Annotated in this window: 11 protein-coding genes, 1 tRNA gene and 2 pseudogenes; 4 read left to right on the forward strand and 10 right to left on the reverse strand. The window is 65.4% G+C overall.

All coding sequences use genetic code 11. From position 1 onward, the window contains the following. Positions 1-111 (forward strand): annotated as a pseudogene (locus tag RMN84_RS05550) (IS5/IS1182 family transposase); the annotation flags it as partial. Positions 112-453: 342 nt separating this feature from the next. Here the strand turns inward: RMN84_RS05550 and RMN84_RS05555 are convergent. Then, positions 454-993 (reverse strand): ATP-binding cassette domain-containing protein, encoded by a 540-nt coding sequence (locus tag RMN84_RS05555; RefSeq protein WP_309611204.1) that lies wholly within the window; start codon positions 991-993, stop codon positions 454-456. A gap of 234 nt (positions 994-1,227) precedes the next feature. Between RMN84_RS05555 and RMN84_RS05560 the strand changes: the two are divergent. From RMN84_RS05560 to RMN84_RS05570, 3 genes and pseudogenes are all read left to right on the forward strand, one after another. Further along, positions 1,228-1,365 (forward strand): annotated as a pseudogene (locus RMN84_RS05560) (IS701 family transposase); the annotation flags it as partial. 356 nt (positions 1,366-1,721) lie between these two features. Continuing rightward, the gene (locus tag RMN84_RS05565) at positions 1,722-2,069 is read left to right on the forward strand and encodes a hypothetical protein (RefSeq protein WP_309611205.1); all 348 of its coding nucleotides are present in this window, start codon (positions 1,722-1,724) and stop codon (positions 2,067-2,069) included. A 111-nt stretch (positions 2,070-2,180) separates the two neighbouring features. After that, entirely contained in the window at positions 2,181-2,357 is a 177-nt protein-coding gene (locus RMN84_RS05570; RefSeq protein ID WP_309611206.1) for a hypothetical protein, read from the forward strand. Positions 2,358-3,072: 715 nt separating this feature from the next. On the opposite strand, the gene RMN84_RS05575 is transcribed toward RMN84_RS05570, so the two are convergent. The 9 genes from RMN84_RS05575 to RMN84_RS05615 form a co-directional block, all read right to left on the reverse strand. Continuing rightward, the gene (locus RMN84_RS05575) at positions 3,073-3,369 is read right to left on the reverse strand and encodes a hypothetical protein (RefSeq protein WP_309611207.1); all 297 of its coding nucleotides are present in this window, start codon (positions 3,367-3,369) and stop codon (positions 3,073-3,075) included. 364 nt (positions 3,370-3,733) lie between these two features. Further along, positions 3,734-3,808: transfer RNA gene (locus RMN84_RS05580), tRNA-Glu, on the reverse strand. A gap of 120 nt (positions 3,809-3,928) precedes the next feature. Continuing rightward, the gene (gene recJ / locus RMN84_RS05585; RefSeq protein ID WP_309611208.1) at positions 3,929-5,701 is read right to left on the reverse strand and encodes a single-stranded-DNA-specific exonuclease RecJ; all 1,773 of its coding nucleotides are present in this window, start codon (positions 5,699-5,701) and stop codon (positions 3,929-3,931) included. Positions 5,702-5,944: 243 nt separating this feature from the next. Next, the gene (locus tag RMN84_RS05590) at positions 5,945-6,262 is read right to left on the reverse strand and encodes a DUF423 domain-containing protein (RefSeq protein ID WP_309611209.1); all 318 of its coding nucleotides are present in this window, start codon (positions 6,260-6,262) and stop codon (positions 5,945-5,947) included. Between the two features lie 59 nt (positions 6,263-6,321). Further along, positions 6,322-7,329, reverse strand: a complete 1,008-nt coding sequence (gene glpX, locus RMN84_RS05595; RefSeq protein WP_309611210.1) for a class II fructose-bisphosphatase — start codon at positions 7,327-7,329, stop codon at positions 6,322-6,324. Positions 7,330-7,412: 83 nt separating this feature from the next. Continuing rightward, positions 7,413-8,165 (reverse strand): hypothetical protein, encoded by a 753-nt coding sequence (locus tag RMN84_RS05600; protein ID WP_309611211.1) that lies wholly within the window; start codon positions 8,163-8,165, stop codon positions 7,413-7,415. Between the two features lie 90 nt (positions 8,166-8,255). Beyond that, on the reverse strand, positions 8,256-8,735 hold the full coding sequence (locus RMN84_RS05605; RefSeq protein ID WP_309611212.1) for a DUF2721 domain-containing protein: 480 nt from the start codon (positions 8,733-8,735) through the stop codon (positions 8,256-8,258). Beyond that, positions 8,732-9,910, reverse strand: coding sequence for an LL-diaminopimelate aminotransferase (locus tag RMN84_RS05610; protein ID WP_309611213.1), 1,179 nt, complete (start codon positions 9,908-9,910; stop codon positions 8,732-8,734). The genes RMN84_RS05605 and RMN84_RS05610 overlap by 4 nt, the downstream gene beginning before the upstream one ends. Positions 9,911-9,956: 46 nt before the next feature. Then, the gene (locus tag RMN84_RS05615; RefSeq protein WP_309611214.1) at positions 9,957-10,586 is read right to left on the reverse strand and encodes a trimeric intracellular cation channel family protein; all 630 of its coding nucleotides are present in this window, start codon (positions 10,584-10,586) and stop codon (positions 9,957-9,959) included. Between the last annotated feature and the right edge of the window lie 168 nt (positions 10,587-10,754).

Below are 10,754 nucleotides of genomic sequence, written 5' to 3' on the forward strand. Positions count from 1 at the left end.
GCCTTCTGCCGCCTCAAGGACTTCCGCCGCGTCGCAACCCGCTACGACAAGCTCGCCGCCAACTTCCTATCAGGAGTGGCCCTCGCCACGGCACTCGCGTTCTGGCTCTGAATGAGTCTGGAGCCTAAGATAGACCCAGGCCACCGGCAACAGGAGCGTCGACACGACGATACCCAGCCACACGCCCAGCACCGAAGACGTCAGCACGGGTAGATGATTTCCAACGGCCACGGTGATCCCTGGGCTTTGCTCGTCCGAAATCATGAATCGCGCCGCGACCGGGCCCACCAACAGCAAGAGCCAAAGGCCCAGGCTCCGACGATACCGAATCAGGTTCGTTCGGATCGTGGATTGAAGCACCGCCACCGTCACTGCGCGAGCCCCCCTCCTCGCCGATGCGAAGCGTCTGTACGGCGTGCGGAGCCAGCTTGTCCGCCAGATGCGTCGTCATCACTACGACTGATGTCCGCGCGGTTCGAGAATGAGACTGCTAACTAGAGCTGCGCTATCCGCATCGAGTTCCGCCGTCGGTTCGTCGATCGCAAGCAGCCCAGGTTCGCCGAGCAGCGCCTGGGCGAAAATAAGGCGGCGGCGCATTCCACCGGAAAAGGCGCCGATCAAGCGATCGTTGTCCGAGTGAATGCCGAGTACGTCGGCCACCGCCGCGAATTGACGACCAGCCGACTTCGCGTCCAAACCCTTCAACGCGGCGATATGATCCGCAAACTCTCGTGCGGTGAGATCGTCCGGGAGTTCGACGGCTTGGGGCGCATAGCCGAGCGTTTCTCGGAGTTTGCGGCGCGCGGCGGGCAACGGCTCGCCGTTCCAGGCGATCAAGCCCGTGCTCGGCTTCTCAGCGGTCGCGATGAGACGGAGAAGCGTCGACTTCCCCGAGCCTGATGGTCCGACGAGCAAAGTCAGGCCGATCGGGAACTCTGCGTCAACGTTCCGCAGGACGTACCTGCGACCGTAGTTCTTGCTAATGTCACTCAACGACAACGTCATCCCGACCGTTTCTCCGTCCCCACACCAAGGGGTCATAGCGTTTATCTGCGAGCGCACGCGTGTCTTTTCCTCTTCCACTCTGGAACGATCAACGAGCCAAAGCCGGCGAGTGGGCTGTCCCTCCGAGCGCTGCGACGACCCTGTGCCAGTCACCGGGCGGCAGATGCCGGCGCAATTCATTCATCACCGTCTCAGCATTGAGGCTTGTACGAGCGACCTGGCTCGGACCATCACTTCGGATCCTGGGCCGGCTAACCCGCCGTTGCCGGCTCGGCCGACGAGATCGCGCGCGGCCTCGATCCCTCCGTCTGGCAGAGGCTGTCGGCGGGCAAGGGAACCAAGGGCGCCAAGCTTCACGACTGAGCGGAGCAGACTTTCCGGCGATCAATGGACCGGTCAGCGACGCACGATGTGGGTCGATCAATCATCGAACTTAACTAACGGCGGTCGTTTGATGAACCATTTGAGGCTCGGAAGCGGCGCAACGCTCACCTTGACCCAGCCAAGCGCACACAACTTCGCCGTCGACTTTTCGGGCAATGGAACGGTCGATCTGACCGCAGACCTCGTGCAAAACAGTGCGACGGTCCTGAATCTCACCAGCCCGTCGGTACTCAGGCCGCCTTATCCTTCGATCGACAATCATCTGCGTTTAACCAGTCGCGGAACGAATCACCGAAATCCATGACGATCCGTATCGATACGCGACTCCAGCCGTGATCACTGGCGCGGCGACATCGTTTACAAATGCGGGCACGATCATCGCGCGCGACTCCATTCCGGCCGGGCATTACGCCAGCCCCGTGATCGCGATCGCCGGCGGCGGGACCATCGTCAACAGCGGAACGATTAGCCTTGATGGCAGCATTGGAATCGACGGTGGTTTCGGAAATCCGGCTACTCGCGCAGACGTGACCAATAGCGGCACGATCGGCGAGATTGCCGGCGGCCGCGCCAGCGTCGGCGTCAGGGGTGCCGGCAGCATCCTCAACAGCAGGACGATCGTGACCAGCGGTTTGGCGCAGCGTGAACGGGCGGCTGCGCGTGAAATTCTAGGCATTTGAGCGGGAAATCCGCTCAATGCTCAAGGTGCCTCGTTTACGCCGTCTTGGGTCGACTGGCATCCTCAAACCTGTTCGCGCGTCGGTGTTGATCGGCGCGTTCAAGGCCTGCATTTGCTCTTCGCCGATGAGATGGCTGATCGCTGGCCCAGGCTCGCCAATCGCGGACCGGTGTTTGACCGCAAATCCCTGATCGACGCCATGATCGTGGGCGGTATTCCGCGCATGCTCGAGACTCGCCAGTATCGACGCGCTTCGTGGCGGGCTATGACGACGACAACAGTGCCGTGACAGAAGTGCGCGCGGCTTTCCCTCGCACTATCAGGCTCGTATCGACTGCCCGGCTTCGCGAGCCCGTCCTGTCCCCCCCGCGAATAGCAGTAATGACCAAGCTGCCCTTTCCGAAATTGAAGGCGCCACCAGCAGCCGCCTGATCGCCGAAGAGCGGGGTACTGGCGGCCTGGCGGTAGCCGAACTTATTCACGGCGTGCCGCATGCCAAATTCATCAATGCGAGCTTTGCTTATGCCAAGCCGAGACAGCCAAATCGCTTCAATCCCGTCAAGCGAGGAGCTTTGTACGCCGAGCTGGCGGCAAAGACTGCCTTGCGGAGGCCGGCTATCATCTGACCAACGCGCGTGCTGATGCCGGGAACTTCCACGCGGTGGTCTTCCGTCGAGATGATTGCGAGCATGTCGGGGACTTTTGTCGATCTCCGCCATCATCCCGAGCACCCCTGCCCAATCCAGACCCAGCATCAGATATCCCGAAGGCAAGGCAGTTGCGGCATCCGCCCGCGCGCACGGCATAATGGCATTATCTACGCCTCGATCAGGGATACTGGGCGGGACCTGCATTGCAGGACCGTGGCCCAACGTCGTGCAATCGGTCGTCCAAGGCGCTCTATACCGAATGAGATGGTCCGGTACGCCCGACTACGCCTTCGAGGCCTTAACTGCTGGCTACCGCCCGCCGCCTGGTGACGGCATCTAGCCCTCGTCCTTGCCTTACTCGTCGGAGGGCGGCGGTTTCGGGCCACCGAGCAACCCTGAGCCGAAGTACGCACCCATTGCTGAAATCACGAACACAAGCGCGGCGCCCCGCTTCACCTTCGGATCGACACGCAGAACATTCACGCCGACCGCGTAGAGGCCGAAGACCAGCATGCAGACGATCAGGGCGACGGCAATGCCCACAAGGAAGCGACGCGCGGATCCGCGTCGAAGTCCAGGCAATAGCCGTATCAGGCCGCCAATCAGCCCACCGACTGCGCTAGCTGCCAGGGTAAGGTAGGGAATGGTCATTGCCAACGTCGCCTGAACCGGTCGGAAGCCCGCGAGGGTCGCTCGAGGCATGATGTGACGAAGCGTCCAGGTTTTTTGCGCTAAATCGAACTTGGCACAAACCACAGCGTGGATTTTACCAGCGGCGGCACACACGTGAAATTCACGACGGGGTAATTCGCCATTGGCCCGGCCAAACCGTCTTGGTGAATCGAGTTTTGCGACGAATGCTCACTAGCTCCAGCTTGCAACGCGACGTTGTCGGACAAGGACGAACAATGTTCGCGCGAGCATTCGCCGATCGCCATATTAGGGAGATATTGGGGGATGAGGCACCCCGGTCCGATTATTGCCAACGAAAACGTATATTATTCAGATTTTTAACTGGTGACCCCTACGGGATTCGAACCCGTATTTCAGCCGTGAAAGGGCCGCGTCCTAACCCTTAGACGAAGGGGCCGTAAGGCTGGCGGGGCGATTAGGGCAGGGTAGGACAAGGGTCAAGCGCGCAGCGGCGTTTCGCTCCGTCGCGGGCGTCCGGCGCTGGCCACGAAGGCCGCCTGACACAGGCAACATTGGGCTAAACGGGGGCGGCGTCGTCGAGGATCATCTCGGCGGCGCCGTTGCCGTTGTAGTCGTCGCGCTTGATCGACCCGGCCAGCCACCAGCGGCGGTCGGGTGGTGAAGCGAGCAACGCCTGGCCGAGCGGTGTGTCGACGCTGCGGAAGGCGATCCACTTGAAGCTCTTGCCGTCGTCGCCGAGCGCCAGGCCGCGGACATGGCCGTTGCCGACGATGGTCACGCGCAACAGACGGGCCGGGCCGGCGGCGACGCGCGGGCTCGGCCAGCCAGCGCCATAGGGTCCGCCCGCGTCGAGCTGATCGCACAGCGTGGCGGTGACTCCCCCCGGACTGATCATCGTATCGAGCAGGAGCGCGCGGGTGCCACGAGCGGCGGCGACATCGGCGGCCAGGCGATCGTGGAGGAAGCTGCGCAGCGGCTCGATGCCATCGGGTGCGAGCGTGAGCCCGGCCGCCATCGCATGACCGCCGCCGGCGACGAGCAGCCCGCTGTCCTTGGCGGCGAGGATCGCGGCGCCGAGGTCGACGCCCGAGATCGAGCGGCCCGAGCCCTTGCCAGTGCCGTCGGCCTCGATCGCAACGACGATCGCCGGGCGGTCATACTTCTCCTTCAGGCGACTGGCGACGATGCCGATCACGCCGGGGTGCCAGCCCGCCCCGGCGACGATGATCAGCGGCGCGTCGGCCTGGCCCTCGGCGGCAGCGCTTGCCTCGTCGATCACTGTCAGCTCAATCGCGCGGCGCTCCTCGTTGAGGCGGTCGAGCTCGGCAGCGATGGTGCGCGCTTCTTCGGGATCGTCGGTGGTGAGCAGACGCACGCCGAGGTCGGACTTGCCGACCCGCCCGCCGGCATTGATGCGCGGTCCGAGCGCGAAGCCGAGGTCGCGGCATAGCGGGGCGCGGGTCAGGCGAGCGGCATCGGCAAGCGCGGCAAGGCCGATGTTCTGGCGGCCGGCCATGACATTAAGGCCTTGGGTGACGAAGGCGCGGTTGAGGGTCTTGAGCTTGGCGACGTCGGCGACGGTACCGAGCGCGACGAGATCGAGCAGGTCGATGATCTTGGGCTCGGGCGCTTCGGCGAAGCGGCCGCGTTGGCGCAGTTCGCGGATCAGGGCGGTGCCGAGCAGGAACGCCATGCCGACTGCCGCGACATGGCCGTGAGCGGCGCCGATCTCGCCCTCGTCGAGGCGGTTGGGATTGACCATCGCCAGCGCGGTCGGGAGCGCGGTGGCGCATTGGTGGTGGTCGCAGACGATGACGTCGATCCCGGCGGTGGCGGCTTCGGCCAGCGCGTCATAGGCCTGCGCGCCGCAATCGACGGTGACGGCGAGGCTCGCGCCGCGCGCCTTCAGTTGGACCAGTGCCCTTCCGGACGGGCCATAGCCTTCCATCAGCCGGTCGGGAATGTAGACGATGGGATCGTTGCCGAGGCGGCGCAGGAGCAGGGTGAGCAGCGCCGCCGAGGTCGCGCCGTCGACGTCGTAATCGCCGAAAATCGCGATTTGCTCGCCGACCTGGATGGCATCGGCGAGGCGGCGGGCGGCCTTGTCCATGTCGGCGAAGTGCGACGGATCGGGCAGGAAATCGCGGATCCGCGGGTTGCGGTGGCGGGCGAGATCGGACTGTTCGATGCCGCGCGCGAGAAGGAGTTGGTCAACGAGATCGAGGCCCAGATCGTCGCCGCCGCCATCGGGCCCGCCGCGCCGCCGCCAGCGCCACGGCTGACCGAGGAGCGAGGCGGTGACGCCGCAGGCATGGTCTTCGCGGCTCATCGGAACGTCGCCAGAAAAAGGGTAAGAAAAACTATTGCCGCCGGATTCTGCCGCCAAAGTTCACGAAAGTACACGCGGTGCCGGCTATTTCGCGAACGCCCGCAAGAATATATTTTCCTATTGTCGTGGGACTCGCTGTTTCGCTTGCCCTGCCGTGTCTGCCATTGCCGACCGTTTCACGATCGCGCCGAGTAGGAAAGTGTTTTCGTCGGGCGGGCGCTATCGGCGGATCGCTTCAGCTGTCTAGGCTGGGTTGCGCTGGCGGATTGCAGCCCAGCCGAGCACAACCCAGCCGGCGATCAGGGACAATCCGCCAATCGGGGTGATCACGCCGAACCAGCGCGGCGCACCCAAGGCCATCAGATAGAGGCTACCCGAGAAGATGATCGTGCCCAGCCCGAACAGCCAGGCGACCGGCGCGCGGCGGCGGAGCGGGAGGGCGGCGGTCAGCAAGAGCGCGAGCGCGTGCCACAACTGATACTGGACTGCCGTCTGCCACCAGCCGAGTTGCTCGACGCCGAGATTGCCCTTGAGCGCATGACTGGCGAAGGCGCCGGCCATGACGCCCGACGCACCGAGGAAAGCCCCAGCGGCGATGATCCGGGGGTTCGACGGCGGTGTCAGGCAACGCCCTTATAGTGCTGGCCACTGACGCGGCGGACGGTCCCCGAGCTGGCGCGCATGACGATGCTTTCGGTCTCGAGCATGCCGCCCTGGCGGCGCTTGACGCCCTTGAGCAGCGAGCCGTCGGTAACGCCGGTGGCGGCGAAGATGCAGTCGCCGCTGGCCATCTCCTCCAGCTTGTAGATGCGGTCGAGGTCCTCGATCCCCCAGCGGCGGGCGCGGGCGCGCTCGTCGTCGTTGCGGAAGAACAGGCGGCCTTCCATCTGCCCGCCGATGCAGCGCAGGGCGGCGGCGGCAAGGACGCCTTCCGGCGCGCCGCCCTGGCCCAGATAAATGTCGACGCCGGTGTCGGGATCGGAGGTGGCGATGACCCCGGCGACGTCGCCGTCGGGGATGAGCATGATGCCGCAGCCGAGCGCGCGCAGTTCGGCGATGATCGCGCCGTGGCGCGGACGATCGAGGACGCAGGCGATGATCTCGCCGATCTCGCAGCCCTTGGCCTTCGCCAGCGCGGTGACATTTTCGGACGGGGTGCGGGTCAGGCTTACCAGGCCGGGTTCATAGCCGGGGCCGATGGCGATCTTGTCCATGTAAGTGTCGGGGGCGTTGAGGAGGTGGCCCTGCTCGGCGATGGCGAGGACGGCGAGCGCGTTGGGGCCGGCCTTGGCGGTGATGGTCGTGCCTTCGAGCGGGTCGAGCGCGATGTCGATCTTGGGGCCGTTTCCGGGCGTGCCGGAGTCGGGGCGGTACAGCCCGACGCGCTCGCCGATGTAGAGCATCGGTGCCTCGTCGCGCTCGCCCTCGCCGATGACGACGGTGCCGTCCATCGGCAGTTCGTTGAGCGCGGCGCGCATCGCCTCGACCGCGGCGGCGTCGGCGGCCTTTTCGTCGCCGCGCCCGACCAGCTTCGACGCGGCGATGGCGGCAGCTTCGGTCACGCGAACCATTTCGAGGACGAGGACGCGGTCGAGGACGCTGCTCGCGCGCGGGCTGTTATCGGTCATTCATGGCTCCTGTTTCGCGGGGCGGGATAGGAGCGACAGCCATTTTTGTCGAGAAGATGTGAGCTTGTCGAGGCAGAGCCGCGTCACTTCTTGCGGCGCGGGGATGCCTCTTGGGGCACGGTCTTCTTGGGCGCAGCTTCGGGCGTGGTCGCTTTCTTGGGCCAAGGATAGCGGTCGACCGCCGCCTTGACGCGTTGCGCCGATGCCGGGAACTCCTTGATGAGGGCCGGCATGGCGCTCATCATCGACTTGAACACCGCCGGATCGAGCCACACCAGATAGCGTTCCTCGGCAAAGGCGCGCCCGGATTCGGTCAGGAAGAAGCGGTTCATGTCGGTCAGCTGCGAAGCGGTGAAGCGCCGTGCGAGCGAGGTCGCCAGTCCGTCGCGCAGCTGCGGCTCGAAACTGGGGCCGAGGCGGGCAGCCTCGGCGACGACGGCGTCGTGAATGGCGCTGAAGCGCTGGTCGAAAAAGGGATCGCCCTTGGCCGCCATCTGGCGGAACGTCGTGTGCATTTCGGGCGAATCCTTGGGCGGAGTCGCGGGGAACGTGCCTGGCGGCACCATCGCCATGAAATCGCCGGGCGTCATGTCGAGGACCCACGAGGCATAGCTTCCGGGTGCGTTGCTGAGCATCCGATCGAGCATTCGCGCCATCGTGCCGTCGCTGAACAGCGCGCCGGCCGTGGTGCGGGCGATGAGGAGGCGGGCGGGATCGACCGGCGGCTGGGCGACGGCCACGGGCGTGCTGACGACAGGTAACGCCGGGGGACCGGTGGTGGCGGGTGCGGGAACTGGCGACGAGGCCAGGGCGGTAGCAGCGAGCAACGCGAACATCGATTATCCCCCTGATGAGCGCCGGCAGGATAACGGCTCAGGGCGTTACGCCAAGCGCTTATCGGCCGCTACGCCCTAATCGGGTGTGGCCTAGTCCACCTGATGCTCGAGGATATGGGTACGGACGCGCACGGCGCGGGTGCCGAGCCGGGTTTCGTAAAGGAAGATGGCGAAGCCGAGACCGGTGGCGATCATCGCCACGATGAACAATAGTGCGATCGGCGTGCCCAAATGAAGCGACGCGAGCTGTCCGGCGAACAGCAGGATGACGACCAGGCAGATCAGCACGGCGGCGCTGACCGACAGAAACACTGCCGCGTTGACGACCCGGATGCGCTTGTCGAGGACGTATAGTTCGCCGATGATCCGGTCATGCTCGTCCCCGCGGCTGGCGAGGAGGCGCGGCTCGAGGCTTCGCGCGCGGTCGACGATGCGGGCGAGACGCCCCACGCAGACATTGAGGAAGGCGCCGATGCCGGCCAACAGGAACACCGGCGCAACCGCCGACTGGATGACCTGCGCGACCTCGCCGTTGGTGGTGGCGAAGGCGTCGAGGGTGGGGAGTATCATCCCTTCGCCAGCATCTTCTTGATGCCGCGCGCGGCCTGGCGGAGGCGTTGTTCGTTTTCGACCAGGGCGATGCGGACGAACCCCTCGCCTTCCTCGCCGAAGCCGACCCCGGGAGCGACCGCGACGCCCGCTTCGACCAGCAGGCGCTTGGAGAATTCCATGCTGCCGAGCTCGCGATATTGTTCGGGGATCGGGGCCCAGGCGAACATGCTCGCCTGTGGCACGGGGATGTCCCAGCCGGCCTTGCCGAAGCTTTCGACGAGGACGTCGCGGCGCTTTTTGTAGAGCGCGCGATTCTCGGCGATGCAGTCCTGCGGGCCGTTCAGCGCGGCGGTGGCGGCGGCCTGGATCGGGGTGAAGGCGCCATAATCGAGGTAGGATTTGACGCGGGTCAGCGCGCCGATCAGTCGCTCGTTGCCGACCGCGAAACCCATCCGCCAGCCGGCCATCGAATAGGTCTTGGACATCGAGGTAAACTCGACCGCGACGTCCTTCGCGCCATCGACCTGGAGGAGCGACGGGGTGGGGACATCGCCGAAGTAGATTTCGGCATAGGCGAGGTCGGAAATGACGATCAGATCATGCGCGCGAGCGTAGGCCACCAGCTTCTCGTAGAAGGGCAGGTCGGCGACATAGGCGGTCGGATTGGACGGATAGCCGACGACGAGCACCTTCGGCCGGGGCACGGTGAAGCGCATCGCCATTTCGAGCCGGGTGAAGAAGTCCGGGCCGGGCGCGGCCGGGATCGAGCGGATCGCGGCCCCGGCGATGATGAAGCCGAAGGTATGGATCGGATAGGTCGGGTTGGGCGCGAGGACGACGTCACCGGGGGCGGTGATCGCCTGGGCGAGGTTGGCGAGGCCCTCCTTGCTGCCGAGCGTGACGATGACTTCCTTGTCGGGGTCGAGATCGACGTCCCAGCGGCGCTTGTAATAGGCCGCCTGGGCCTTGCGCAGGCCGGGGATGCCCTTCGACGCGGAATAGCGGTGGGCATTGGGCTTGGCCGCGACTTCGCACAATTTGTCGATGACGTGCTTGGGCGGCATGCTGTCGGGATTGCCCATGCCGAGGTCGATGATGTCCTCGCCCCGCGCCCGCGCCGCTGCCTTCATCGCGTTCACTTCGGCGAAGACGTAGGGCGGCAGGCGGCGGATGCGATAGAAATCTTCGGTCATGGGATCCCGTTTGAACGATTTTGCTGCGCTGCGAAAGGGTGCGCGTCTAACGTTTGCCATATCCCGGCAGCTTGAGGCCGCGAGCGATCGCGAAGCCGCGCAGGGTAAAGGCGGCGACGAACGCGATCGCGGCGGCGGGTAATGACGGCAGGCCGGCGAGGGTCAGCAGGACGAACAGCGCCGACGAGAGTGCGGCGGCGGTGACGTAAATTTCGGGACGCATCAGGATCGACGGCTCGCCGGCCAGCACGTCGCGGATGATGCCGCCGGCGCAAGCGGTCAGCACGCCCATCGCAAAGGCAGGAACCGGGGCGACGCCATAGGCCAGCGCCTTCGACGCGCCATAGGTCGAGTAGGCGGCGAGGCCGAGCGCGTCGAACCACAGCAGGGTGCGCTCGTTCCAGCGGTGGCGTGCGGTCAACCACACCGCGATCCCGGCGGCGAGGCAGATCACCAGCGTGGCGTTGCGGTGGATCCAGAACACCGGCGCATCGATCAGCAGGTCGCGAATGGTGCCGCCGCCGACCCCGGTGACGGTGGCGAAGAACAGGAAGGTGACGAGCGTCTGGCGCTTTTCGGCGGCGAGCAGCGCGCCGGAGACAGCGAATACGGCGAGCCCGAAATAGTCGAGCAGGTAGAGCGCATCGGGGATCGCGGCGGGAAGGGTCGGGGCCATGCGCGATCCTTGCGAGAAGCGCGGCGACGAAGCAATCCCGGGGATCCCCGCAAGACGGCGCCCCGGACGTCGATCCGGGGTCGCCACGGCACGCTGTGCCTCGCGAGGACAGTTTCGGGATTACCGCTTCGACAGAAGCCCTTCCTCGATCGCCTTGATCTGCACGGC

The organism is Sphingomonas sp. (assembly GCF_031380695.1).
GTDB lineage: Bacteria > Pseudomonadota > Alphaproteobacteria > Sphingomonadales > Sphingomonadaceae > Sphingomicrobium.

Bases quoted from the DNA above. Each gene is read 5' to 3' on its own strand.
- RMN84_RS05615 (WP_309611214.1), bottom strand. From the start codon at position 10,586: ATGGCCCCGACCCTTCCCGCCGCGATCCCCGATGCGCTCTACCTGCTC.
- RMN84_RS05575 (WP_309611207.1), bottom strand. From the start codon at position 3,369: ATGACCATTCCCTACCTTACCCTGGCAGCTAGCGCAGTCGGTGGGCTG.
- RMN84_RS05605 (WP_309611212.1), bottom strand. From the start codon at position 8,735: ATGATACTCCCCACCCTCGACGCCTTCGCCACCACCAACGGCGAGGTC.
- RMN84_RS05610 (WP_309611213.1), bottom strand. From the start codon at position 9,910: ATGACCGAAGATTTCTATCGCATCCGCCGCCTGCCGCCCTACGTCTTC.
- RMN84_RS05590 (WP_309611209.1), bottom strand. From the start codon at position 6,262: ATGGCCGGCGCCTTCGCCAGTCATGCGCTCAAGGGCAATCTCGGCGTC.
- glpX (WP_309611210.1), bottom strand. From the start codon at position 7,329: ATGACCGATAACAGCCCGCGCGCGAGCAGCGTCCTCGACCGCGTCCTC.
- RMN84_RS05600 (WP_309611211.1), bottom strand. From the start codon at position 8,165: ATGTTCGCGTTGCTCGCTGCTACCGCCCTGGCCTCGTCGCCAGTTCCC.
- recJ (WP_309611208.1), bottom strand. From the start codon at position 5,701: ATGAGCCGCGAAGACCATGCCTGCGGCGTCACCGCCTCGCTCCTCGGT.